This is a genomic window from Providencia sp. PROV182, from assembly GCF_028480325.1.
GTDB classification, from domain to species: Bacteria; Pseudomonadota; Gammaproteobacteria; order Enterobacterales; family Enterobacteriaceae; genus Providencia; species Providencia hangzhouensis.
This window is the reverse complement of record NZ_JAMPOL010000027.1, coordinates 37,870-63,907: the sequence shown is the minus strand read 5'-3', so window position 1 is coordinate 63,907 and position 26,038 is coordinate 37,870. Positions and strand designations below refer to the sequence as shown.

Here is a 26,038-nt window from a genome sequence, read left to right as displayed (position 1 = left end):
AGCCAAATTAGTATTCAAAATTTTAAGATCATTTTGAGTGCTGTGGTTCGTCGGTTGTAATACAGAATAATTTTAAGAGGAGTTTGCTGTGGCGAAAGGGGTTAAAAGGGCATTTGTCTGTAATGATTGCGGGGCGGATTATCCGCGTTGGCAAGGGCAGTGTAGTGCTTGTCATGCATGGAACACCATTACGGAAGTGCGTCTGGCCTCCACAAATTCTTCATCACGTACTGACCGTTTAACGGGGTATGCAGGTAATGCGGCTGGGGTAAGTAAGGTTCAGAAGCTGTCTGAAATTAGCCTTGAAGAACTTCCTCGTTTTACTACAGGGTTTAAAGAGTTTGACCGCGTACTTGGCGGGGGAGTCGTACCGGGCAGTGCTATCCTAATTGGAGGTAACCCGGGAGCGGGTAAGAGTACCTTATTGCTGCAAACCATGTGTTTGTTGTCCCGTGAAATGAAAACCTTATATGTGACAGGGGAAGAGTCACTTCAACAAGTTGCGATGCGAGCGCACCGTTTAGGGCTACCGACTGACTCACTCAATATGCTGTCAGAAACCAGTATTGAGCAAATTTGTTTAACAGCGGAGCAAGAACAGCCCAAACTGATGGTGATTGACTCCATCCAAGTGATGCATATGGCAGATATTCAATCCTCTCCGGGCAGTGTGGCACAAGTCAGGGAAACCGCGGCTTACCTTACCCGTTTTGCGAAAACCCGTGGCGTTGCCATTATTATGGTTGGCCACGTCACTAAAGATGGCTCATTAGCAGGACCTAAAGTCCTCGAACACTGTATTGACTGTTCTATCATGCTAGATGGCGATGCGGATAACCGCTTTCGTACCTTACGTAGCCATAAAAACCGCTTTGGGGCAGTCAATGAGTTAGGCGTATTTGCCATGACAGAACAAGGGCTTAAAGAGGTCAGTAATCCTTCTGCAATTTTCCTAAGTCGTGGTGACGAAATTACCTCAGGTAGCTCCGTGATGGTAGTATGGGAAGGGACAAGACCGCTGCTGGTGGAGATCCAAGCGCTAGTAGACCATTCGATGATGTCTAACCCACGGCGTGTTGCGGTCGGGCTTGAACAAAATCGTTTGGCCATTTTATTGGCAGTATTACACCGTCATGGTGGCTTGCAAATGTCAGATCAAGACGTTTTTGTCAACGTCGTGGGTGGGGTAAAAGTAACTGAAACCAGTGCGGATTTAGCACTATTACTTTCTTTGGTTTCGAGTTTTCGCGACCGCCCATTACCTAGAGATCTGGTGGTCTTTGGTGAGGTGGGGCTTGCAGGGGAAATTCGTCCAGTTCCAAGTGGTCAGGAACGTATCTCTGAAGCAGCAAAACATGGTTTTAAGCGTGCTATTGTGCCCCATGCGAATATGCCAAAGAAATCACCGCCAGATATGAAAGTGTATGGCGTGAAAAAGTTAGCGGACGCATTAAGTATTTTGGATGAACTATAAGCTTTTAATCTAGGGTAAAAGGAAAATACATGGCTGAATTTGACTATCTTAAAAACGCAATCAAACGAGCGGGTTACACGCTCCAGCAAGTTGCGGATGCGACAGATATGACCAAAGGCTATCTCAGCCAGTTGATTAACGACAAAATTAAAAGCCCCAGCGCACAAAAAATCGCGGCATTGCATCGTTTTCTAGGCCTTGAGTACCCTATTCAGCAAAAAACGATTGGCGTGGTGTTTGGCAAATTTTATCCATTACATACTGGGCATATTTATTTGATTCAACGGGCATGTAGCCAAGTCGATGAGCTCCACGTCATTCTCTGCCATGATGAACCCCGTGATAAAGACTTGTTTGTTAACAGTTCTATGTCTCAACAACCCACAGTAAGCGACCGTTTACGCTGGTTATTACAAACTTTTAAATATCAAAAAAATATTCATATTCACTCATTTGATGAAAATGGTATAGAGCCATATCCACACGGTTGGGAAGTGTGGAGTGATGGAATGAAAGGTTTTTTGAAAAAGCATAATATTAATCCAAGTTTTATCTATTCAGGGGAAGTGAATGACGTGCCGCGGTATAAAAAATACTTAGGTATCGAAACCATCTTGATTGACCCTGAGCGCACGTTTATGAATATTAGCGGTAACCAAATTCGTCAGGCGCCGTTTCGTTATTGGGAATATATTCCAACTGAAGTGAAACCCTTTTTTGTGCGTAAAGTCGCTATTCTTGGTGGCGAGTCAAGTGGTAAATCGACGTTAGTCAATAAGTTAGCCAATATTTTCAATACATCCAGTGCATGGGAATATGGCCGAGACTATGTGTTTAGTCACTTAGGTGGTGATGAGATGGCATTGCAATATTCTGACTACGACAAAATCGCCTTGGGACACGCTCAATATATTGATTTTGCAGTAAAATATGCTAATAAAGTCGCATTTATTGATACCGACTTTGTCACGACTCAAGCTTTTTGTTTGCGCTATGAAGGCAAAGAGCACCCATTTGTTCAGGCATTGATAGACGAATACCGATTCGATTTAGTCATAGTTTTAGAGAATAACACTCCTTGGGTAGCTGATGGTTTAAGAAGCTTGGGGAGTGATAAAGACCGGAAAGCTTTCCAAGGCTTACTCATTGAAATGCTTAAGAAAAACAATATTGAATTTGTGCGTGTAGAATCTTCAGATTATGACACACGCTTCTTGGAGTGCGTCACCCTCGTTCAGCAGCTATTGATGCTAGATGATTTATAAAGTTATCCAATAAAAACGGCATCTAATGATACCGCTGTTTCTATGATATTGCTCTGCAAGTCAGAACGATTTCTTATAAGATCTGAGATCAAGCTACAAATAATAATATTCAAAATAATTCGAATTGCAGGTAGGCGGCGAATGAAACTAAGCCCTAGGAGCATACACCAGTATGTGACTAGGGTTAGTAAATGAAGCCAACACCCCTGCAATCCGAAGAATGAAGAATATTTATTTGGTCATACGCTTATACTTCATACGATGTGGCTGCAACGCTTCCGCGCCTAACGTCCGTTTTTTGTAATCTTCATATTCAGAGAAGTTACCTTCGAAGAACGTAATATTACCTTCGTCTTGGTAATCAATGATATGCGTTGCAATACGGTCAAGGAACCAACGGTCATGGGAAATAACCATGGCACAGCCCGGGAACTCTAACAGGGCATTTTCCAGCGCACGTAAAGTTTCAACGTCGAGGTCGTTGGTTGGTTCATCGAGTAACAGGACGTTACCGCCCACTTGCAGTAATTTGGCTAAGTGTAAACGGCCACGTTCACCACCAGATAACTCACCAACACGTTTACCTTGGTCAACGCCTTTAAAGTTAAAGCGACCCACATAAGCGCGACTTGGAATTTCAAAGTTACCAATACGCATGATGTCTTGGCCGTTGGAAATTTCTTCCCAGACAGTTTTGCTGTCGTCCATCGCATCTCGGAACTGGTCAACAGAGGCAATTTTCACGGTATCACCTAACGTGATTGAGCCGGAGTCCGGTTGCTCTTGGCCTGAAATCATACGGAACAGCGTTGATTTACCTGCACCGTTAGGACCGATAATCCCCACAATTGCCCCTTTCGGGATTGAGAAATTCAGGTTATCAATCAGAACGCGATCACCATAAGATTTACTTAGGTTTTCAACCTCGATAACTTTATCCCCTAAACGCGGCCCAGGTGGAATAAATAGCTCGCTGGTTTCATTACGTTTTTGATATTCAACGCTATTGAGCTCTTCAAAGCGAGCCAAACGCGCCTTACCTTTAGCCTGACGGCCTTTTGGATTTTGGCGGATCCACTCAAGCTCTTTCTCGATAGATTTACGACGAGCGGCTTCTGTGGAGGCTTCTTGCGCCAAACGTTCATCTTTTTGCTCAAGCCAAGAAGAGTAGTTACCTTCCCAAGGAATACCTTCACCACGGTCAAGTTCGAGGATCCAACCCGCGACGTTATCTAAGAAGTAACGGTCATGCGTGATAGCCACAACAGTACCTTCGTAGTCGTGTAAGAAACGCTCTAACCAGGCAACAGACTCGGCATCCAAGTGGTTGGTTGGCTCATCGAGCAGCAACATATCGGGTTTTTCGAGTAGTAAGCGGCAAATGGCGACACGACGACGTTCACCCCCAGAAAGGTTTTCAATTTTAGCATCCCAAGCTGGCAGGCGCAGTGCATCCGCCGCTCGCTCTAATTGGTTGTCTAAATTATGACCATCTTGTGCGGAGATAATGGCTTCTAACTCGCCTTGCTCTTTCGCGAGTTTATCGAAATCTGCCCCTTCTTCCGCGTAAGCTGCATAAACTTCGTCTAAGCGTGTTAATGCATTTTTCACTTCGCTAACCGCTTCTTCAACAGCTTCGCGTACGGTGTGCTCAAGGTTTAGCTTCGGTTCTTGCGGAAGATAGCCGATTTTCAGACCCGGTTGTGGACGTGCTTCACCTTCGATATCGGTATCAATACCCGCCATAATACGCAGTAACGTTGATTTACCGGCACCGTTAAGACCTAAAACACCGATCTTAGCCCCCGGAAAGAAGCTCAGAGAGATATTTTTTAAAATATGACGTTTCGGTGGAACAATTTTTCCAACCCGATACATACTGTAGACGTATTGAGCCAATTTATTTACCTTTTGATTTGTAAAGGGAATTTTAGTTTTTTAGTCTATTTTTGCTTTAACAAGCTTAGGCTGAAAAGCATTTAATAAACAGCTATATAATTTTCTAGAACTATACCTGAACATCAGAAGATCATCCATCCCTCTCAGTGATACAAGCTTGATGACTTTCTATTATCAATTTGTGGGTGTATAGTGTGTCTATACGCTATACAAGGAGTTGGCCATGATAAAAAGTTTTAAACATAAAGGAATTGAACACTTTTTTAAAATGGGCATTACGTCTGGTATTCAATCGAAGCACATAACAAAGTTACGGGTACAACTGACTGCGCTCAATGTTGCTAAAAAACCACAAGATATGTCTGCACCAAGTTGGAATCTCCATCAATTAAAACGGGGAGATTTGCAGCATCATTGGGCAATATCAGTGAATGGAAACTGGCGACTCACATTTAAATTTGAGGGTGAAGATGCCATTCTCGTTGATTATCAAGATTATCATTAAGTAAGGTGAACATAATGAGCAAAATGCATAATCCAGTACATCCGGGTATCGTTTTACGTGAATATTTAGAGGGTATTTCAGTCACTGAAGCTGCAAAAGCATTGGAGGTAACACGTACAACTCTCTCGCGTATTCTCAACGGTAATAGCGGTATTTCGGCAGATATGGCGATACGATTAGAAATGGCACTCGGAACCAGTGCTGAAATGTGGGTTGAGATGCAAGCCCAGTATGAACTTTGGCAAGCTTCTTTGGAAAAACGCCCCGCCATTAAACCTTTATTTCCGCGGAGGGAAGGTTGTAAGTCATTCATGGACTGAATGGTACGTAAAAGACTGTAAAGTCGAAAAATTCAAGAACTCTCTGCTGTTACTAAATAAAAACTTTCGGTAGCATTAACATTATTGATATATGTTTAATATACCCATAATCCTTCAAGTCGCAGCGCTTTTCGTTGAGGTATAAGTGACTACGCTCAGCTAGCCGAGTCGCATAGTTTATCTATGCTCCCTGTCTATCTTCGCTTGTCGCTTGTCGCTTGCCTGCAACTCGAATTATTTGGGGTATATATAGGTTAAGGTCTTTCCTGTATTTTGACTTTAGTTTAGCGATGGAGCGAGTGAATATGAAAGGTTGGTTAGCGGCAGTACCTGTGACAATGTTGCTGGTTTCCAGCGCAGTATGGGCGGATTCCTTACAGGCACAACGGGAGCGTTATCAGGCAATTAAGGTTGCATGGGATGCCAATAAAATGGATGAAGTCGAGCGCTTGCTGCCGACCTTGCATGATTATCCACTTTACCCTTATCTCGCTTATCGTGAGTTAACTCAAGACTTGGATATTATCTCGCCACGACAAGTTCAGGAGTTTATTAATACCTACCCAACCTTGCCTGTCGCTAAAAATCTCAAAACACGCTTTGTCAACGAACTAGCTCGCCGCCAAGAGTGGAAATCGTTGCTTGAATTTAGCCCTGAGGCGCCAAAACCTGCCGAAGCCCAATGTAATTTTTATTTTGCTAATTGGGCTGTGGGAAATAAACAAGTTGCTTGGCAAGGGGCAGAAAAAGCTTGGTTAAATGGCCGTTCAATGCCGAGTGCTTGTGATAAATTATTTAACGAATGGGAAAAAGCGGGTTATTTAACCCCTGAGATGACCCTTGAACGTATTAATTTAGCCATAAAAGAGGGCAATACATCGATTGCTAGTTATTTAGCAAAACGCTTACCAACCAGTTATAAAACGATTGGTGATGCGCTAGTGAAATTACAAAATGACCCTGCTTCAGTCGTGACATTCGCTAAAACGATGACGCCAACGGATTTTACTCGCCAAGCCACCATCGCGGCCTTTAGCCGTTATGCGCGTCAATCTCCTGATGCGGCTCGTACAGTACTTAATAGCATAAGTTCTGCACAAAAAATGAATATGGCAGAAAAGCAGTTACTTAAAGACAGTATTGCTTGGCAATATATGGGTGATGTGACCCCTGAACAGGCCCAATGGCGTGATGAGACCATTCAAGAAAGTAATTCATCGTCATTGAAAGAGCGTCGTGTTCGTTTAGCGTTGGGAGCTGGTGATAAAACCGGTGTCGCTTCATGGTTAAAACGTTTGCCAGCAGAAGTTAAAAATAAAGAAGAGTGGCAATATTGGCAGGCTATCACGCTAATTGAAGCAGGAAAAAAAGCAGAAGGTGAGACGTTACTTCGCCAATTAACGGAAAAGCGTGGCTTCTACCCAATGGTCGCAGCACAAGTCTTAGAAATTGATTACCCCGTATATGTTAAATCGGCCGTTAAGCCAGACTCAAGCATTAATAAACTCCCAGAAGTTCAGCGGGTTAGAGAGTTAATGTATTGGGAGCTAGACAACCTCGCTCGTTCTGAATGGGTGAGTTTAGTGGCATCGCTGCCAGCAAACCAGCAAGAGCAATTGGCTCGTTATGCGTTTGATAATAAATGGGCTGACCTCAGTGTTCAAGCGACTATCACAGCTAAACTTTGGGATCACCTAGAAGAACGTTTCCCATTAGCATGGGATAAAGAATTCAATTTATATACCAAGTCGAAAGATATTCAAAAAAGCTATGCAATGGCCATTGCTCGCCAAGAAAGTGCATGGAACCCACAAGCTCGCTCGCCCGTTGGTGCGACAGGTTTGATGCAGTTGATGCCAGCGACAGCAAAACATACCGCACAAAAGCAAGGTATTAATTATGTGAATGCGAGCCAGTTGACCAATCCTACGACCAATATTGAACTAGGGACGGCGTATCTGGAAGATGTTTATCAGCAATTTGGTAATAACCGTATTTTAGCCAGTGCGGCTTATAATGCAGGCCCATCCCGTGTGACTCGTTGGTTAGGTAACAGTGGTGGGCGTATTGATGCAGTCGCATTTGTTGAAAGCATCCCGTTCTCAGAAACCCGCGGTTATGTGAAAAATGTTCTATCGTATGATTTATTTTATCGACATTTTATGGGGCAGAAGAATAGTAAGGTGTTGCTTTCGAATGAATGGAATATGAAATACTAAAAATACTCTTCATATTTCGAATTGTAGGGGTGTTGGCTACGTTTGCTAACCCTAGTCACATACTTGTGTATGCTCCTAGGGCTTAGCATCACTTGCCGCCTACCTACAATCCGAACTATTTTGAGTATTCATATTTTTATATTTCGATTTATAGGGGCTTCGTATGTTAGCTTTAGTTGCATACAGGTGTATGCTCCCCGAGCTATCCTCGCTGGTCGCCTAGTCACAACTCAAACTATTTAGCGTATTAACGCAGTAACTAAATGAAATTTGGTTATTTTTTGTATTGTTGAAGCTTGAAAAGCGTTTGGTTGATGATTTCTAATAAGAGTGTGTTATTATTTGTACTAGTTAAATAGTATGGGTGGATAAACGATGACAGCAAATCAACAACATGACCCGGCGCTGACTGCCGATGAGAACGCTGACTGGCTGCGCTTTGTGAATTTATTACAATTGGCATTTGAACAAGATATTCATCTGCCAGTTCTTCAGTTATTACTCACGCCAGATGAGCGTACAGCGTTAGCGACTCGCGTTAAAATTGTACAAGAACTGATGCGCGGTGAAATGAGCCAAAGAGAACTGAAAAATGAGCTAGGAGTGGGAATAGCAACTATTACTCGGGGTTCGAATAGCTTAAAGTCAGCGCCTATTTCTGTGAAGGAGTGGTTAGAGCAGCAACTTCTCTAAAATACGCGTCATATTTTGCGCTGTGGCGTTGTTGGCTGCATTCGGTTACCCGAATCGCATACTTGTGTATGCTCATCGGGATAACCTCACTTGCCGCCTAGCCACAACCCAAACTATTTAGCGTATTGGTATTTATTGTATTTCAAATTGTAGGGGTGTTGGCTACGTTTGCTAACCCTAGTCACATACTTGTGTATGCTGCTGCTCTCTTGCCGCTTTTTTCCCACAATCCGAGCTATTTAGAATATAAAGGGTATTTATATTTTAGATAAATAGGCATAAAAAAAGTATGGTCTCCCATACTTTAGTGTGAAAAGAGTGGTGTTTAATCGCACATGCAATTTTAATTATTTTAAGTATAATTAATCTTCTACTTGGTTTAGCTCTTTATAAATTTCATGCTTTATGGGAACTAAAGCCAATATCAAGGCTTGTTGGTAAACACTAGTGCGAGTTAATACCCCATCAGTGAAAAAACCAATGGCACCACCTTGTTGTTTGATATTATCGATGCCTGTTAAAAAGGCCATTTCATCACCGAGTTCGCGGCCTTCACGAATACCCGCCAGAATTTTTTCTGGGATCATAATACTGGCAGAGCGAGATTCGCCGCGTATTTGCTTATGCTCAATCACTATCCAAGCAAATGTCATATCGTCTTCGATACCTGCTTCAATACCAACCCAAAAATCCGCTTCGGGGCGAACTTGCCTAGAGGCCATAACGCGCTGTCTAGCCCCAGTACGGGTTTCATTATTACCGATAGGTTGCTGTGGAACACTGCTATCGACATTAATATCTTCAATTTGATAACTGCCAGCCCCAAAAACAGCATCGAAAGCAAGATGAATCGCTTTAATTTTGGCAGGATTAGTCGTTGCAGCTATAACTTGGTACATTAATTATTTTCCTTTGAACACATACTTCGAAAAGTAATAACGGAACACATCTATGTTACAGGTTTATCTTGTTCGCCATGGCGAAACTGAATGGAATTTAGCTCGTCGCATCCAGGGACAATCCGATAGCCCTCTGACCGCCACTGGACGACTGCAAGCAAGGCAGGTGGCTGAGAGGATAAAGTCAGAAGGCATTACCCATATTATCACTAGTGATATGGGACGCACACTGGAAACTGCACAAATAATTGCAAGTGTATGCGAATGTGAAATTACCACAGAACCGCGTCTACGTGAACTAAATATGGGCGTTCTTGAACAAAGAGCAATAGAGTCGTTAACGCCAGAGGAAGAACAGTGGCGCAAAAGCTTAATTGATGGCACTCGTGGAGGACGAATTCCAGAGGGTGAATCAATGGAGGAGCTGTATACACGTATGTTTGCAGCACTAAATAGCTGTTTAGATTTGCCTGAAGGTAGCCGCCCACTGATTGTTAGCCATGGTATTGCGCTAAGTACGTTAATTAGCCGTATTATGGGGGTTCCTGCCTATTCAGAACGCCGTCTACGTTTACGTAACTGTTCGTTATCTCGTGTTGATTACCAAAATAGCCCATGGCTTGCGAATGGTTGGATAGTTGAAACAGCCGGTGAGGTTACACACTTATCGCAGCCAGCTCTCGATGAGCAACAAGGTTAACTATTTAGAAAAAGGAGTTTCAACAAACTGAAACTCCTCTGCTTTAAGGGGTTATGGTCGAACCTGTTTTGATTGGTACATAATAATCAAAGGTATCGATGTGTGTCTTGGGGTCATCATTTTCTGGGGTGATATGACGTAAATCGATGTTTTTTAATCGATAATGTTCGATATCATAACCTGGTCGACGCGTTAAATTCAGCTTAGGCAAATATACGCCATAAATTTGGTACAAAAACTCTTGTAATGCATCTCGAGTTGGCGTCCCATTGAACGAAAATTTAACATAATGGCCACTTGGTAACGTTAAACTCGTGTACTGGTCAGTGTTAAAACTCGCATCCTCAGGTTTTACCGCAGTGGTATAGAATACCGTTTGTTCATCTTCTTTTTCTGGATTATGAATGGCATGGTGCAAGCCAAAAACTTCAGACGCAATAGTCGTCGTATTATCCAAATAGTAGTGCCAAAATGTTTGGCGCATTTGGGAACAAGCGGTCGACCACTCTTCTAGTGCATAAGAGCAACTTTGTTCCAAGCCAACCAGCTCTTGTGCTGGCATTTGTAGGAATTCATGTTCAATATTGGTGTGATTATCTAAAATAATCGGTGGGCAAATACCTGCAGCGCACCATTCTTCACTCCGACGATAAAACGCTGGAGTTAGGTTAAATTGCTTTTTAAAGGCTCGAGTAAAAGTTTGTTGCGAATCAAATCGATACTGCAGAGCAATATCAAGAATTGGTCGGCTTGTTAGCCGCAATGCAACCGCTGCACGAGAAAGCCTTCTAGCTCGAATATAAGCCCCAATCGCTTGGTCTGTCACCTCTTTGAACATTCTTTGTAAATGCCACTTAGAGTAGCCCGCTTTTGCGGCAACATTATCTAGCGAGAGTGGTTTATCCAGATTGTCATCTATCCAGCGAAGCAAGTCGCGAATAATATTAGTTTGATCCATGTATATCCCCAGCCAATGCGACTTATAGAACAGATATAATCTATCAATGAATTGCTATTCTATATCAAGTTATCTTTTTCGTTTATAGTAAATGAGTTGTATTTGATAATTAGTTAAGAAAGTGAATAATAAATCTTGTGCCACTACGAGGTTTTATCGATTTTTAGTTGAATAGGAAATTCAGTATGCGTCGTTCCAGATTAAAAAATATCGTACTTGCAGCATTATTATCAGCGTTGCCGAGCATCACATTTGCTGAAGAAATCGGTTCAGTCGATACTGTTTTTAAAATTTTCGGCCCTGATCATAAAATTGTTGTTGAAGCATTTGATGACCCTGATGTTGACAATGTGACTTGTTATTTAAGTCGTTCAAAAACAGGGGGGATCAAAGGGGGTTTAGGTTTAGCAGAAGACACCTCTGATGCTGCCATTTCATGTCAGCAAGTTGGGCCAATTGAGCTAAATGACCGTGTCAAACGCAAACCGACGAAAGGGCAAGTTGTCTTTCAAAAACGAACGTCTTTAGTCTTCAAAAAATTACAGGTTGTACGCTTTTACGATCCAAAACGTAATGCATTAATTTATTTGACTTATTCAGATAAGATGATCGACGGCTCACCAAAAAATGCGTTAAGTGCAGTACCGATTATGCCTTGGTGATTAATTAAGATGATAAAAAACCGGCTATTTAGCCGGTTTTTTGAATATCAATTCAAAATTGATTATTCGTCTAAATCACCGCAAAAGCGATAGCCTTCACCGTGGATGGTTGCAATGATTTCTGGCGTATCAGGTGTTGATTCAAAATGTTTACGAATACGACGGATCGTTACGTCAACAGTTCTATCATGTGGTTTCAATTCACGGCCTGTCATTTTTTTCAGCAGGTCTGCGCGAGTCTGAATTTTTCCTGGGTTTTCACAGAAATGTAGCATCGCACGGAATTCACTACGTGGTAATTTGTAGTGTTCACCAGCAGGGCTGACTAATGAACGGCTGTTGATGTCTAATTCCCAACCATTAAACTTATAGCTTTCCACTAAACGACGTTCTTCCGTACCACCCGCTAAATTCATAGTACGAGACAGTAGGTTGCGCGCACGAATAGTCAGTTCACGTGGGTTAAATGGTTTAGTGATATAGTCATCAGCACCAATTTCAAGGCCAAGGATTTTATCGACTTCGTTATCACGTCCTGTTAAGAACATTAACGCAATGCTTTCTTGTTCACGAAGTTCGCGAGCAAGTAGTAAACCGTTTTTACCTGGTAAATTAATATCCATGATGACTAAATTGATGTCATGCTCAGAGAGAACATTATTCATCTCTTCGCCATCAGTTGCCTCATGAACCACATAGCCTTCCGCTTCAAATATGCTTTTAAGCGTATTGCGTGTGACAATTTCATCTTCAACAATCAAAATGTGTGGGGTCTGCATAGTTGCTACCTAAAGTATTAAAATAAAAATACTGAACTCACAAGCCGTTTCCAGTTAGGTGGTTATTGATATTTTTCTCTGGAAAAACACGTTTATGAGTATAAATTTGTTTTGAAATTCAATAGTGCCATTATGTTGCCATTTTGGGCAAAAGACTTTAACAACAAGCCAAAATATAAGCACTTTCCCAATATTGTACTGTTAACAGCAATATAACAGCTAATACTGCATTTACCACCTAAAAAACTAACTTTTGTTGATACATATCAAAATCAATTGTAGCACGTTAACAAAAATTGTTAGGTAGATAATTATATAAATTAATGCAGTGTTTAGGAATCAGATAGCGTCTAAAAAAGGGGAATAGTTGATACCCAAGGGGGCTTCGGCTGGGTATTAATGAATATAGTCTTCAATGGGTTAAATATACCATCATAAATAATGTTTAATTTGTGACTTACCTCCAATTTTGAAATGTTATTTTGCTACAAAAAAAGGTGAAAAATTTATCTTGTTAGAGATAACGGGATGTAAATATTTAGTCTGTAATTTTTTGTTTCATTTAATTAGGAAAAATACTTATTTTGTTTTGATGTGACTATTTTTTAACAATTTCACAATATCTGTTTGTAATTTAAACGAATGAAAAAATCATGAGGCTAAGTATTAATACGTACTTGTGTAATCTGTTGCTATTGGCGCTCATGTATTGATGAACATGGGGGTAAATGATAAGAAATATAGCTGCTGAATGCATCAATTAAGCTGGTCGTTGTTGCTCATCTTCTCATCTTGATTCTCTTCACAGGAAATTACTGAAGGTTATCTCTATTGCCTATTTAATAGTCATTTTGGTTTTTTATTGAGTAAAAAATTATTAATCTTTAAATCTTTGTTATCTTGGTTTTTAACACTGCATTTTATGTAATGAGTGTCTTTTTGTGAATGATTTTTTCGTGCTGGCAGATAATTTATCGAATAAAAAAAGGGAGAAAAAAGGGATGTTTTGCAAATAAATTTGACAAAATATACCAATTGCTTTAACCGTATAGGGAGAAACTTAAAGAATCTAAGAGACAGACAGAATCTATGCGTAATATCAGCCTGACTATTATTATTACCACCACCACCGTAACCACAGGAAACGGGGCGGGCTGACGCATCCAAAAAATAAAAATGAAAAAGCCCGCATACTTAACCGATGCGGGCTTTTTTTTGGTGTTAATTCAGGAGAGGAATACCATGCGTGTGCTTAAATTTGGCGGTACTTCGGTTGCAAATGACGAACGAGTACTGAATGTTGCTGACATCGCTGAAAGTAAACTAGCAGATGGACAAGTGGCTTTGGTGCTATCTGCACCAGCAAAAATCACAAACCATCTGGTTGCTATGATTGAAAAAACGGTTGCAGGACAAGATGTCATCACGCATGTTAATGATGCTGAAATGATTTTTGCTAACCTTTTAAAAGGATTAAAAGAAAAACAACCTGGTTTTGAATATGATCGGTTAAAAAAACTGACAGAACAAGAATTTGCACAAATCAAACAAGTACTGCATGGTATTACTCTTCTCGGGCAATGTCCGGACAGCATTAACGCATCAATTATCTGCCGTGGTGAAAAGCTCTCTATCGCCATTATGGAATCAGTGCTAAAAGCACGCGGCTATAATGTGACGGTTATTAACCCAGTTGAGAGCTTACTCGCGAAAGGTCATTATCTTGAATCTACGGTTGATATAAATGAGTCAACTAAACGTATTGCCGATTTAAATATACCGAAAGATCATTTTGTCTTAATGGCAGGTTTCACAGCGGGTAATGAAAAAGGTGAATTAGTAGTATTAGGCCGTAATGGGTCTGATTATTCTGCTGCGGTTTTAGCGGCCTGCTTACGTGCTGATTGTTGTGAAATTTGGACTGATGTTGATGGGGTCTATACTTGTGACCCGCGTTTGGTGCCTGATGCGCGTTTGTTAAAAGGTATGTCATACCAAGAGGCCATGGAGTTATCCTACTTCGGAGCCAAAGTCCTTCACCCTCGTACCATCGCCCCAATTGCTCAATTCCAAATCCCTTGCCTGATAAAAAACACCACTAATTTAAGCGCTCCAGGTACTTTAATTGGTGATGGCCAAACCGATGAAAGCACGCCAGTGAAAGGGATCACCAATCTGAATAACATGGCGATGATCAACGTATCCGGCCCCGGAATGAAGGGGATGGTGGGGATGGCTGCTCGCATTTTCTCCGTCATGTCTCGCAAAGGGATCTCTGTCGTTCTGATCACACAGTCTTCATCGGAATACAGTATTAGTTTTTGTGTTCCGCAAAATGAGTTAGTGAGAGCTCGCGCTGCACTGGAAGAAGAATTTTACTTAGAGCTGAAAGATGGCGTACTTGATCCACTGGATGTGATGGAGCAGTTAGCGATTATTTCAGTTGTGGGGGATGGAATGCGCACTTTGAAGGGCATTTCGGCGCGTTTCTTCTCGGCTTTAACTCGCGGTAACATCAACATTGTCGCTATCGCACAGGGGTCTTCTGAACGTTCTATTTCTGCCGTTATTGCCAATGAGTCTGCCACAACAGCGGTACGCTTATGTCACCAAATGCTATTTAATGCAGAGCAAGTTATCGAAGCCTTTATCATCGGTGTGGGTGGTGTTGGTAATGCATTAATTGAACAAATTCACCGCCAGCAACAATGGTTAAAACAAAAGCATATTGATCTGCGTGTATGTGGTATTGCAAATTCACGCGCAATGTTAACGGATATGCAAGGGATTGATTTAGATAACTGGAAAGCGGAGCTAGCGGAAGCGAAAGAGCCATTTAGTTTAAGCCGTTTAATTCGCTTAGAACGTGAATACCATTTCTTGAACCCTGTCATTATTGATTGCACATCAAATCAGGAAATCGCAGAGCAGTATGTCAATTTCTTGAAAGACGGCTTTAATGTGGTTACACCGAATAAAAAAGCCAATACATTATCGATGGATTACTACCATCAATTACGTGCGGCAAGTGAAACCTCGAAACGTAAATTCCTCTATGACACTAACGTAGGTGCAGGGTTGCCAGTTATTGAAAACCTACAAAACTTACTGAATGCAGGGGATGAACTGGTTCACTTTAGCGGAATTTTATCAGGCTCTTTATCATTCATTTTTGGTAAATTAGACGAAGGTATGTCTTTATCAGAAGCCACAACACTTGCGAAAGAAAAAGGTTTCACAGAACCAGATCCTCGTGATGATTTATCAGGTATGGATGTTGCGCGTAAATTATTAATTTTAGCGCGTGAAGCGGGTTATCATTTAGAATTGCAAGATATTGAAATTGAACCTGTTTTACCTTCGGACTTTGATAGCAGTGGCCCTGTTTCTGAGTTTATGGCACGTTTGCCACAACTGGACGAGCAATTTACACAGCGTATAAAAGCCGCAGAAGCGGAAGAAAAAGTGTTACGCTATGTTGGGCTGATTGAAGAAGGGCGCTGCCAAGTGAAAATCGTCGCTGTTGATGGTAATGACCCACTCTTCAAGGTTAAAAATGGTGAAAATGCACTGGCTTTCTATACACGCTATTACCAACCAATTCCTTTAGTATTAAGAGGTTATGGCGCAGGTAATGATGTTACTGCTGCTGGTGTATTTGCGGATATGCTGCGTACCCTTTCATGGAAATTGGGAGTTTAATAAGTGATTAAAGTTTATGCACCGGCTTCAATTGGTAATGTGAGCGTCGGGTTTGATGTCCTTGGGGCAGCTGTTTCGCCTGCTGACGGTTCACTATTAGGTGATTGTGTAACAATTGAAGCTGCGGATACTTTTTCCCTGACGAATCAAGGAAAATTCGTTGCTAAGCTGCCGAAGAAAAATGAACACAATATTGTTTACCAGTGCTGGCAGTTGTTTTGTGAGCGCCTTGGTAGGCCATTAAATGTCGCGATCACGCTTGAAAAAAATATGCCAATTGGTTCAGGGCTCGGTTCTAGCGCCTGTTCTGTTGTCGCTGCACTGATGGCGCTCAACGAATTTGCAGAGAAACCATTCGATGATACTCAACTGCTTGGCATGATGGGGGAGCTCGAAGGGCGTATTTCAGGAAGTGTGCACTATGATAACGTCGCACCGTGTTTTTTAGGTGGTTTGCAGCTGATTATCGAACAAAATGGCATTATTTCTCAGCCTGTACCTGCATTTGAAAATTGGTATTGGGTTATGGCTTACCCTGGAATTAAGGTATCGACAGCAGAAGCGCGTGCGATCCTGCCTGATAGCTATCCACGCCACGATATAGTAAACCATGGCCGATACTTATCAGGGTTTATTCATGCATGCCATACAAACCAGCCGTTACTTGCCGCAACGATGATCCAAGATGTTGTCGCAGAACCTTATCGTACACAATTATTACCCGGTTTTGCGGCAGCACGTCAAAATGCAAAAGAAATCGGTGCATTGGCTTGTGGTATCTCTGGCTCAGGGCCAACATTGTTTGCTATTTGCGATGAGAAACATATCGCTGAAAAAATGGCGAGCTACTTGCAACAACATTATATTCAGAATGATGAAGGCTTTGTGCATATCTGCCGTTTGGATCTGGCCGGGGCAAGGACAATAGGGTAAATAATGAAACTGTATAATTTAAAAGATAACAATGAACAAGTAAGTTTTGCACAAGCGGTTAAGCAGGGGTTAGGTAAGCAGCAAGGTTTATTTTTTCCTCAAGACTTACCTGAGTTTACAGCGGCTGAAATCGACGAATTATTAAAATTAGATTTCGTCACACGTAGCAGCCGAATTTTAAGTGCCTTTATTGGTGATGAAATTCCACAAGAAGAATTAGCTGCACGTGTTAAAACCGCGTTTGCTTTTCCTGCGCCAGTTTCTAAGGTTGAAGATGATGTAGCAACGTTGGAGTTATATCATGGGCCAACACTCGCATTTAAAGACTTCGGTGGCAGATTTATGGCTCAGGCATTGGGCCAAGTAGCTGGTGAGCAGCCGGTGACCATTTTGACTGCCACTTCTGGGGATACAGGAGCCGCGGTTGCACACGCATTCTATCGTCTTAAGAACGTGCAAGTTGTTATTCTCTATCCAGAAGGAAAAATTAGCCCGCTGCAAGAGAAACTCTTCTGCACGCTGGGTGAAAATATTCATACGGTTGCGATTAAAGATGACTTCGATGCATGCCAGGCATTAGTAAAACAATCATTTGATGATGAAGAGCTGAAAAAGGCGTTGTATTTAAACTCGGCGAACTCGATCAATATCAGTCGTTTGTTAGCTCAAATTTGTTATTACTTCGAAGCCGTCGCGCAGATCCCAGCAGAAAAACGTGATCAATTAGTGATCTCGGTTCCGAGTGGTAATTTTGGTGACCTTACGGCAGGTTTATTAGCTAAATCAATGGGCCTACCGGTTAAACGCTTTATTGCAGCAACTAACGTAAATGACACTGTGCCGCGTTACCTTGTTGATGGGCAATGGAAACCAAAGCAAACTGTGGCAACATTATCGAACGCCATGGATGTTAGCCAGCCAAACAACTGGCCTCGTATTGAAGAGTTATTCCGCCGTAAAGGTTGGTCCCTTGATGAATTAGGCCATGGAGCGGTGAGTGACGACGTGACTAAAGAGACAGTACGTGAATTAGATAAAAAAGGGTATTTATCTGAGCCACATGCTGCGGTTGCTTATCGTGTGCTTCGTGACCAGTTGCAAGAAGGTGAATACGGGCTGTTTTTAGGCACGGCACACCCAGCTAAGTTTAAAGAAAGTGTTGAAGAAATTCTTAATAAGGCAATACCTTTACCGAAAGAGTTAGCAGAGCGTGCGGAACTACCACTCCTCTCACACTTTTTACCATTTGACTTTGCACAATTACGCGCATTTTTAATGAAATTAGCACCTAAGCAATAAAAATTGCAAATGTACGAAAAACGGAAGCGAAAGCTTCCGTTTTTATTGGTAATACCATCTTTTATAAAGATAATTATATGGTTTCATATTGCCACATCACTTATTCACTTCTAACGGATTTATTTGTCACATTGAGCTAATGCTAATACCATCGTGCCCATCTCTACCGCCATCAGGTCCACCGCGTCCTCCTTTTCCTCCTTGGCTACCATTGCCCCCATTGCCACCATTACCACTACCAGAGCCGTTGCCCCCATTACCTCCGTTACCGCCATTAGTTCCACCATGTCCCCCATTTCCCCCATTGCCATTTACAGTTCCATTCCCGCCGTTCCCACCACTACCACCACCATCTCCATCACCGCCATTTCCGCCATCACCTCCAGTTACACTGCCATTACCGCCATTTCCTCCATTGCCATTACTGCCTTTTTCTGCGTTTCCGCCATTGCTACCATTACCGTTATTTGATCCTGTTCCGCCATTCCCTCCATTTTGGCCATCACCACCGTGTCCACCATGACCACCATGACCACCGTTACCACCATGGCCACCTTGACTATCATTTCCAGCGTGACCCGAATTTCCGTTTTGTCCATAACTTACAAAGCTAAAAATTTTAGAATAGTAATATTGGCCATGGAGTATGGAACATACTTTATTATTAATTTCATTAATATTGAGTTCATTTTTTAATAAACAGTTAGATGGAGTATTAAATAAGGAGTGAGAGTATGCTGAAAATGAAATAGAACTAATTAATAAGACGCCAAGTGAAATGTAATTTTTATACATGATAAATTCCTCCGTTCCCCCCTCATCGAGTGAGGAGGGAAATATTTAGTGACGAGATATATTATCTACCGTTGCCGCCATTACCGCCGTTACCACCATGGCCGCCATTCCCTCCATTACCACCATTTCCTCCATTACCACCGTGACCGCCATTCCCTCCATTTCCTCCATGGTTTTGTTCATAAGTAGTAGAATAAGTCGAAGTATTGTCAGAATATTTTTCTTGGAAAGAAGTTGCAGATGCTAGAATTGGGAATAATAAAGATACTATGACAATAGATGCTTTATACATATAAAATCCTCGATTAAAAGTTTAAATTGAAGTGAACTGCAAGGAAATTGTAATTCATGATTTTGAATAAGTAATTAATATTTTCATCTAAGAGTGAAATTAAATTTGGTTCACTGTTAATATAAAATAACATTATTTATTTTTTTTGTGCGTATTTTAAATGATTTATTAATAATGAATCATTTGAGATAATTAATTAATAATTTGCCAGGTAATGTTTTGTTTTAAAATTAATTATCATAAGATTAGGGTTTTATGGGGTAGGATAGTAAAGTGGAATATATTAAAATACAATTCCACTTTACCATTGATTTTAACAGCATATAGGCCTATGTTTCCTAATGTAGTATATTAAAAGGATATAAGGCTATATATTATGAAGGGAATTACCTTAAGCTTTGTTTGATGTCTTCTGAATTTTATTTGATGTTCAGCCAAACATCATCATCATCTCCTTTTACGTTAAACCAAACATCATCATCATCCCCGTTATAGGCTACGTTTACGTCTATATCTAGGATAGGTGGCTCTGGTGGGAAAGGAAGAATAGGAGTAGCGAAAGAGAGAGTTGGAAATAATAAAAATGCAAATATGATTGATTTTTTAAACATATAATCACCTTTTAAAGTTAGTATTGAAATGAACTGCCTAGAAATAATAACTTATTTTTCTTGATGTTCAATAAATATTCAATTAATTTAGTAATAAAAAATGAAATTGGTCAAATAAAAATCTATTTGTTGTGTCTATAACTAAATTTTATTTTTTTAATTTAAAACCATATTAATATTTATTTAATAATATGGTTTTAAAGTTCTAATTAATTATTTTTTGAATATCCTATTATTTTACTTTGTATAGAAGCAGATGAACTATTTTTATGAAAGTTTAACATGGTGACGGCTTTTTCATTTTCATTCATATCGGAAAATGGTTTTGCAACTTTTACCATCGATTTTTTATAGTTAGGTGATTGGCTTTGGTGGCTACTGATCATATTCTGCATTGCTGGGGAGGTACTATTTTGAGTAAAATTCAATGCGGTAGCAGCTTGAGTATGTCTATCTAATTGAAGAAATGATTGGGTTGAGTTGATATTATCGTTGACTGAAATACCCGCCTTACTCAAGTGGTCATTAATCGATTTTTGATTAGAATACGATGTATTGTTCTCAGTGAAATTTAATGCATTCGCTGCATTATAATGTATTTCTTTTTCTGTTTGAGCGGTTGCTACATGTGTTGTTACAATCACAAGTGTTAAAGCAAAAATAATTTTTTTCATTACAAATCCTTATTAAGTTGGATAATTTATCTTGTAACTATAATAAGGCTTTATTTCTGTCTGAATACTGACAACAAGATGACAGAATTGCCATTTATGGTAGATATTTAATTTGGTTCCTTAGGTAAAAATACAGTAAAACGTGTTGAAAAATCATCTGATGTTACAGTGATTCTTCCCTTATGCGCTAATATGATTGATTTGACGATAGCTAACCCAATTCCGCTCCCTTCATTTTTTCTTTGCCTTGATTTATCTACTCGATAAAATCTGTCAAAGAGTTTTGCTAAATGTTCTTCTGGTATTTTTATGCCGGGATTGCTGATAATTAATTCAATACCATTTTTTACATTCGAAATATTAATACTGACAGAATCCCCCTTTGGGGTATAGCGGATAGCATTTGATATTAAGTTAGTAATTGCTCTTCTTAACATATCTTTATCGGCCATAATAGGGTCTGTATCACCAATCAGTTTAAGCTTTATTTCATTCTCTTCCGCGAGATATTCAAAATAATCAAATATGAGCTCTATTTCAGTTTTAATATTAATAACTTTTTTTTCAGGGATAAGCCTATTATCATCTGCTTGAGCAAGAAAAAGCATATCAGAGATCATTCGTGATAGACGGTTATATTCTTCTAAATTAGAATATAACACTTCAACGAGTTCTTCTTTACTGCGATTTTTACTCAAAGATATTTGGGTTTCAGTCATTAAATTAGTGATAGGTGTACGCATTTCATGAGCTATATCTGCTGAGAAATTCGTTTGTCTTACGAAAACATCTTCAATTTTGACTAACATCTGATTAAATGATTTTGTTAATTGTTTTAATTCATTAGGTACAGAATCAGGGTCTAAACGCACACTTAAGTTTTCGGAAGTGACATTTTTGATTTCATCGCTCACATCTTTAAGGGGTTTTAATCCTTTAATTACAAGGAAATAAACGACAAGAATAGTAAATAAGCACAATATAATAGCGCTGACAATTAAATTATTTATTAATGAACTCAGATAATCATGATGAAAATTTAATGATAATGCAGTAACCAACCGATATTGTTTAGACTCTGAAGGGGAATCTACCTGAATAATAATTTCAGATAGGCGATAATTTTTAAGCTCTTCTTGGTTATTTTTATGAGGATCATAATTTTTTAAGTACGTAATGAGCTTATCTGTTGCATTGGGAGATATTAATTCATTTCCTTTTTTATCAATGAGATAAATAGTAATGTCTTGGTGCTCATTAATAATGGTTTTAATACGTGCATATTGTTCACTTTGTGAGTCTGTATTGTTATTTAACAAGCTACGGATCGTTAGGTTCAACTGGTTAAGTGTGTATTCATCTTGCTGTTTAAAATGCAACATAACCGAATTGATCATGATCGAGCTAAATAGTAACAAGGCGAGAGAGAGAGTAATACTGATCAAAACAATAAGACGAATTGAAATTGAGACAGGAGATCGAAAAAATTTAATCATTTTCAGGGATCTCAAGTAAATAGCCCATTCCCCTAATGGTATGGATCAATTTAGGCTCATAGCCTTGATCTATCTTAGCTCTTAATCTTTTCACTGCTACATCAATCACATTGGTATCACTATCAAAATTCATATCCCACACTTTTGAAGCGATAAGAGAACGAGAAAGTACTTCACCTTGGTGAAGAATAAAAAATTCCAATAAAGAAAACTCTTTACTGGTGAGTATAATTTTATCATTTTCACGGGTAACGCGTCGCTTAATCAGGTCAACATGCAAGTTAGCAATGGTAAACTGTGTTTTTTGGATGCTGCTGTTGCCTCTGCGTAATAAAGTTCTTACTCGAGCGAGTAACTCCGAAAAATCAAATGGTTTAACGAGATAATCATCAGCACCTAACTCTAGTCCTTTGACTCGATGCTCAACATTACCTAATGCAGTGAGCATCAGTATTGGTGTATTTTTTCCTGAATTGCGTAAGCTCTTTGCAATTTCCCAGCCGTTAATATCAGGTAACATCACATCAAGAATAATTAAATCATAGTCTTCAGTTGTGGCCATATGCAGGCCTGTAATACCATTTTCGATTGCATCAACAATAAACCCGGACTCACTTAAGCCTTTAGACAAGTATTCTCTCGTTTTATGTTCATCTTCAACAATAAGTAATTTCATCTCAGACCTATCAGCTGGGTAAATAATGCAGCCATTCTAAGCACTACAGCAACGAAATGTAAAATGACAAATTTGTCATTTTCATGTCATCAATCTAACAGGAGGTCTTTTTTACTATAGCTCCAATTTTAATTACTAGAGGCATGGCTATACCATGTATTCCCCAAAAATATTAATAATAGCTTATGCCTTAACTTTGACGGGCTGTGTTTCGCTCGCTCCTGAATATCAACGCCCTAACCTTAATTTACCTCATCAATTCAATAGTCATTTTTCTGATGCAGCAAAGCAGGCTCAAACTGAATTATTGATCCCTAGTTGGGAACAGTTTATTCAAGACCCTCAAATGAAAAACGTGATAGAAATTGCACTAGAGAAAAACAGCGATTTATACCTTGCTGCGTTAGATGTAGAGGAAGCTCGTGTACGTTTTGGGCTCGCGGGGGCAGAAAAATATCCTCAAGTTAATTCATCGATGAGTGGTGATTATAGTCAGTCGTTAGAGACCGGGTCATCCCTTAATAAGAAATACAGCGTAGGCATTGATATCAGCTATGAGCTGGATTTTTTTGGGCGTATCAAAAATTTATCTGATGCAGACAAAGCAAAGTTTATTGCTTCTCAAGAGATGAGCCGTGCGACACAAATTATCACGATTAAAACGGTAGCAGAAGCGTACTTAGATGTGGTGTATAACCAAAAGCTATTATTAATTGCACAAGAGACGAAACAAAGTTATCTCAATAGTCAATCGATTGTAATGCAAAAAGTGGCGGCAGGAAAAGCCGCACTATCAGACCTAGAACAAGCTAAAGGGCAAGTACAGTCTATTTCTATTAATATCGAAAAAATTGAAAGTGAAATTGCAAAAAATGAAAATTTACTGAATTTTTTGACAAATGACTATGCAACAAAAATAAACTTAGATCTAGGACGCTACGAGCCAAACTATCCTTTAATTACGACACCTCCAGATATTCCTTCTGAAATATTGCTAAAGCGCCCGGATATTATGGCTGCGGAGCAAAACATTATTTCTGAGAATGCCAACATCGGTGTAGCGAGAGCGGCTTTCTTTCCTTCTATTTCCTTTAATACGGGAGTTGCAAACAGTAATGATTCTTTAACGGGGTTATTTGACTCTTCAAATGGTATTTGGAATTTTATTCCTAAAATTACGTTACCTATTTTTACTGGGGGGACTAATAGCCGAAATTTAGAGTTGGCAAATATTAGAAAAAATAAAGCGATTGCTAATTACGAAAAAAGTATTCAAGTAGCGTTTCGAGAAGTGAAAGATGCCTTAGTGATCAAATTGAGTTTAGAAAAACAACTTATCTCCCAAGAGCAATATGTCAACACGCTACAAAACGTCTTAACACAGAAACAAGCAAGTTATCGATATGGTGGTTTAAGTTATCTCGATGTTCTCGAAGCGCAGCGTAGCTTATTTACAGAACAGCAAAACTTATTGATGTTGAAAATAGAACAGCAGAAGAATGAAATAAATTTATTCTCTGCATTAGGTGGCGGATTAATCAAATCATGAGGGTAAAAATGAAAAAACTAAATACGGTATTTTTTGTAATTTCAATGGCGATATTAACAGCAACCAGCTATGCAAATGCAGCTGAACATAATCACTCTATTTATCCAGAAAAAGCGGCGGAACCAACAATTAACACTGAAGGAAAGCTAATCTCGATTGACAAAGATAATAAAAAATTAACGATAAATCATAAAGAAATAGAAAGCATTGGTTGGCCACCAATGACGATGCGTTTTACATATGAAGATGAAAATATGATCAACGGTTTACAAGAAAATGATGAATTGAAATTTTCATTTGTACAACAAGGTAATCTTTCAATGTTGAAATCCGTCGAAAAAATAAACTAAATAGGTAGAGAGATGTTATGTCATTAGTTAAACTGACCAAATTGCTATTGGTAATTATTTTATCGAGCGTTATTTCAATTTTATTTTACCGTTATTTTTTCGTTATAGAAAATAATAGCCAATCAGTTGAAAAACAAGAACGCACCGTATTGTATTGGTATGATCCCATGTATCCCAATACCAAGTTTGATCAACCAGGGAAATCCCCTTTTATGGACATGGATCTTGTTCCTAAATATGCGGATGAAAACTTGGCTTCAGCGAATAGCAAAGGGGTAACAATTAACCCAACACAGACACAAAATTTAGGGCTTAAAACGGTGGATGTGAAGTGGGGGAAATTAAACTATGACTTAACATTTCCAGCCGAAATTGCGTTTAATGACCATCAATTTGCTATTGTACAAGCACGCGAAAATGGTTTTGTTGAAAAAGTTTATCCATTCACAGTAGGTGAGAGGATCCAAAAAGGCGTTCCTATTGCTGAGCTAACGATCCCTGCATGGGTTGAAGCACAAAGCGAATATCTTGCGCTTAAGCAAATGAATGCGAGCCAACAAGATCTTAATAGTGTCATTGAGCGTTTACGTTTAAATGGCATGCCAGAAGGCGCGCTTTCTCAGTTTATTAAAACAGGAAAAGTGCAAACACGTTTTACTATTCAAGCTCCTATTTCTGGGGTAATTACTGCACTTAATCTACGTTTAGGGATGAATGTATCCAAAGAAGTCGTTATCGCACAAATACAAGGAACAGATCCATTATGGATTAATGCATCTGTTCCTCAGTCAGTTGCTGAATTACTTAATCAACAAACACAATTTACAGTTTCTATTCCTGCCTATCCTTCGCAGTTATTTACTGTAAAAAACTGGTTGATATTACCCAGTGCAGATCAAGCAAGTCGTACAATTAATATTCGTACAGAAATTGCTGATCCTAACCATTTATTAAAACCAGGTATGACAGCATATTTAAATTTAGTTGCAGAAGGTAATGAAAGTTTATTGATCCCTTCACAAGCCATTGTGGACTCTGGGAAAGAACAGCATGTTATTGCTGTTGGTGAGAATGGTGAATTTATTCCCAAAAGAGTACGAGTGCTGAGTGAATCTCAACAAATGACAGCAATATCTGAAGGCTTACAAGTGGGTGAGCATATAGTGACTCAGGGTATTTTCCTGATTGATTCTGAAGCGAATATTGCTGGTGCATTAGCCAAGATGGAAGCGCTTCCTGAAGTATCAGCGTCATCTAATCATTCATCACATAAATCTCAGGAGTAGAG

Annotated in this window: 25 protein-coding genes and 1 other annotated feature; of the genes, 15 read left to right on the top strand and 10 right to left on the bottom strand. The window is 39.7% G+C overall.

Annotated elements, in window-relative coordinates; translation table 11 throughout:
- Nucleotides 1-88 precede the first annotated feature (88 nt).
- Both radA and nadR read left to right on the top strand, forming a co-directional pair.
- Nucleotides 89-1,474, top strand: coding sequence for a DNA repair protein RadA (gene radA, locus PR834_RS18190; RefSeq protein WP_110592434.1), 1,386 nt, complete (start codon nt 89-91; stop codon nt 1,472-1,474).
- A 29-nt stretch (nt 1,475-1,503) separates the two neighbouring features.
- Nucleotides 1,504-2,739, top strand: a complete 1,236-nt coding sequence (gene nadR / locus PR834_RS18185) for a multifunctional transcriptional regulator/nicotinamide-nucleotide adenylyltransferase/ribosylnicotinamide kinase NadR (RefSeq protein WP_094962742.1) — start codon at nt 1,504-1,506, stop codon at nt 2,737-2,739.
- A 231-nt stretch (nt 2,740-2,970) separates the two neighbouring features.
- On the opposite strand, the gene ettA is transcribed toward nadR, so the two are convergent.
- Nucleotides 2,971-4,638 carry an energy-dependent translational throttle protein EttA gene (gene ettA / locus PR834_RS18180; protein WP_004914750.1) on the bottom strand — a complete coding sequence of 556 codons (1,668 nt, stop codon included), beginning with the start codon at nt 4,636-4,638 and terminating at the stop codon, nt 2,971-2,973.
- 223 nt (nt 4,639-4,861) lie between these two features.
- On the opposite strand from ettA, the gene PR834_RS18175 reads away from it, so the two are divergent.
- The 4 genes from PR834_RS18175 to trpR all read left to right on the top strand — a co-directional run bounded on the left by PR834_RS18175 (nt 4,862) and on the right by trpR (nt 8,375).
- Complete coding sequence (locus tag PR834_RS18175; protein ID WP_004905698.1) at nt 4,862-5,143, top strand: type II toxin-antitoxin system RelE/ParE family toxin; 282 nt, start codon at nt 4,862-4,864, stop codon at nt 5,141-5,143.
- Between the two features lie 14 nt (nt 5,144-5,157).
- Nucleotides 5,158-5,463, top strand: coding sequence for a HigA family addiction module antitoxin (locus PR834_RS18170; RefSeq protein WP_112308145.1), 306 nt, complete (start codon nt 5,158-5,160; stop codon nt 5,461-5,463).
- Nucleotides 5,464-5,768: 305 nt separating this feature from the next.
- Nucleotides 5,769-7,682 (top strand): murein transglycosylase, encoded by a 1,914-nt coding sequence (sltY, locus tag PR834_RS18165; RefSeq protein ID WP_262960886.1) that lies wholly within the window; start codon nt 5,769-5,771, stop codon nt 7,680-7,682.
- 375 nt (nt 7,683-8,057) lie between these two features.
- Nucleotides 8,058-8,375, top strand: coding sequence for a trp operon repressor (gene trpR / locus PR834_RS18160; RefSeq protein ID WP_004905694.1), 318 nt, complete (start codon nt 8,058-8,060; stop codon nt 8,373-8,375).
- Between the two features lie 362 nt (nt 8,376-8,737).
- Here the strand turns inward: trpR and yjjX are convergent, their stop codons facing one another.
- Complete coding sequence (gene yjjX, locus PR834_RS18155; protein WP_004914743.1) at nt 8,738-9,274, bottom strand: inosine/xanthosine triphosphatase; 537 nt, start codon at nt 9,272-9,274, stop codon at nt 8,738-8,740.
- A gap of 52 nt (nt 9,275-9,326) precedes the next feature.
- On the opposite strand from yjjX, the gene gpmB reads away from it, so the two are divergent.
- Complete coding sequence (gene gpmB, locus PR834_RS18150; protein ID WP_004905690.1) at nt 9,327-9,974, top strand: 2,3-diphosphoglycerate-dependent phosphoglycerate mutase GpmB; 648 nt, start codon at nt 9,327-9,329, stop codon at nt 9,972-9,974.
- Nucleotides 9,975-10,017: 43 nt separating this feature from the next.
- Here gpmB and robA read toward each other — a convergent pair whose 3' ends face one another.
- Complete coding sequence (gene robA / locus PR834_RS18145) at nt 10,018-10,932, bottom strand: MDR efflux pump AcrAB transcriptional activator RobA (protein WP_004905689.1); 915 nt, start codon at nt 10,930-10,932, stop codon at nt 10,018-10,020.
- 185 nt (nt 10,933-11,117) lie between these two features.
- Here robA and creA point away from each other — a divergent pair, with 185 nt between their 5' ends.
- Nucleotides 11,118-11,594 carry a protein CreA gene (creA, locus tag PR834_RS18140; protein WP_004905686.1) on the top strand — a complete coding sequence of 159 codons (477 nt, stop codon included), beginning with the start codon at nt 11,118-11,120 and terminating at the stop codon, nt 11,592-11,594.
- Nucleotides 11,595-11,656: 62 nt separating this feature from the next.
- On the opposite strand, the gene arcA is transcribed toward creA, so the two are convergent.
- Nucleotides 11,657-12,373 (bottom strand): two-component system response regulator ArcA, encoded by a 717-nt coding sequence (gene arcA / locus PR834_RS18135; RefSeq protein WP_004905684.1) that lies wholly within the window; start codon nt 12,371-12,373, stop codon nt 11,657-11,659.
- Nucleotides 12,374-13,462: 1,089 nt separating this feature from the next.
- Between arcA and thrL the strand changes: the two genes are divergently transcribed.
- The 4 genes from thrL (at nt 13,463) to thrC (ending at nt 18,307) form a co-directional block, all read left to right on the top strand.
- Nucleotides 13,463-13,531: a thr operon leader peptide gene (thrL, locus tag PR834_RS20460; protein ID WP_071548816.1), complete on the top strand. Its 69-nt coding sequence runs from the start codon at nt 13,463-13,465 to the stop codon at nt 13,529-13,531.
- Nucleotides 13,470-13,591 (top strand) — a sequence feature (Thr leader region). Its footprint overlaps the gene before it by 62 nt.
- 24 nt (nt 13,592-13,615) lie before the next feature.
- Nucleotides 13,616-16,075, top strand: a complete 2,460-nt coding sequence (thrA, locus tag PR834_RS18130; RefSeq protein WP_094961920.1) for a bifunctional aspartate kinase/homoserine dehydrogenase I — start codon at nt 13,616-13,618, stop codon at nt 16,073-16,075.
- A 3-nt stretch (nt 16,076-16,078) separates the two neighbouring features.
- Entirely contained in the window at nt 16,079-17,008 is a 930-nt protein-coding gene (gene thrB / locus PR834_RS18125) for a homoserine kinase (RefSeq protein ID WP_272536842.1), read from the top strand.
- 3 nt (nt 17,009-17,011) lie between these two features.
- Nucleotides 17,012-18,307, top strand: coding sequence for a threonine synthase (gene thrC, locus PR834_RS18120; protein WP_272536841.1), 1,296 nt, complete (start codon nt 17,012-17,014; stop codon nt 18,305-18,307).
- A 126-nt stretch (nt 18,308-18,433) separates the two neighbouring features.
- Here thrC and PR834_RS18115 read toward each other — a convergent pair whose 3' ends face one another.
- The 6 genes from PR834_RS18115 to PR834_RS18090 all read right to left on the bottom strand — a co-directional run bounded on the left by PR834_RS18115 (nt 18,434) and on the right by PR834_RS18090 (nt 22,851).
- Entirely contained in the window at nt 18,434-19,102 is a 669-nt protein-coding gene (locus PR834_RS18115; protein WP_228677479.1) for a hypothetical protein, read from the bottom strand.
- 61 nt (nt 19,103-19,163) lie between these two features.
- Nucleotides 19,164-19,394 (bottom strand): hypothetical protein, encoded by a 231-nt coding sequence (locus PR834_RS18110; protein WP_165879981.1) that lies wholly within the window; start codon nt 19,392-19,394, stop codon nt 19,164-19,166.
- Nucleotides 19,395-19,813: 419 nt separating this feature from the next.
- Nucleotides 19,814-20,005: a hypothetical protein gene (locus PR834_RS18105; protein WP_004905671.1), complete on the bottom strand. Its 192-nt coding sequence runs from the start codon at nt 20,003-20,005 to the stop codon at nt 19,814-19,816.
- Nucleotides 20,006-20,214: 209 nt separating this feature from the next.
- A complete protein-coding gene (locus tag PR834_RS18100) occupies nt 20,215-20,679 on the bottom strand; it encodes a hypothetical protein (RefSeq protein ID WP_262960885.1) in 465 nt (154 codons plus the stop codon).
- Nucleotides 20,680-20,786: 107 nt separating this feature from the next.
- Nucleotides 20,787-22,175, bottom strand: a complete 1,389-nt coding sequence (locus PR834_RS18095) for a Cu(+)/Ag(+) sensor histidine kinase (RefSeq protein WP_004905667.1) — start codon at nt 22,173-22,175, stop codon at nt 20,787-20,789.
- Nucleotides 22,168-22,851, bottom strand: coding sequence for a heavy metal response regulator transcription factor (locus PR834_RS18090; protein WP_004905666.1), 684 nt, complete (start codon nt 22,849-22,851; stop codon nt 22,168-22,170). The genes PR834_RS18095 and PR834_RS18090 overlap by 8 nt, the downstream gene beginning before the upstream one ends.
- A gap of 154 nt (nt 22,852-23,005) precedes the next feature.
- On the opposite strand from PR834_RS18090, the gene PR834_RS18085 reads away from it, so the two are divergent.
- The 3 genes from PR834_RS18085 to PR834_RS18075 are packed head-to-tail and all read left to right on the top strand — an operon-like array spanning nt 23,006 to nt 26,036.
- Entirely contained in the window at nt 23,006-24,400 is a 1,395-nt protein-coding gene (locus PR834_RS18085; protein ID WP_144140922.1) for an efflux transporter outer membrane subunit, read from the top strand.
- Between the two features lie 8 nt (nt 24,401-24,408).
- Nucleotides 24,409-24,750 carry a copper-binding protein gene (locus tag PR834_RS18080; protein ID WP_144140925.1) on the top strand — a complete coding sequence of 114 codons (342 nt, stop codon included), beginning with the start codon at nt 24,409-24,411 and terminating at the stop codon, nt 24,748-24,750.
- Nucleotides 24,751-24,767: 17 nt separating this feature from the next.
- On the top strand, nt 24,768-26,036 hold the full coding sequence (locus PR834_RS18075) for an efflux RND transporter periplasmic adaptor subunit (protein WP_004905663.1): 1,269 nt from the start codon (nt 24,768-24,770) through the stop codon (nt 26,034-26,036).
- Nucleotides 26,037-26,038: the final 2 nt, after the last annotated feature.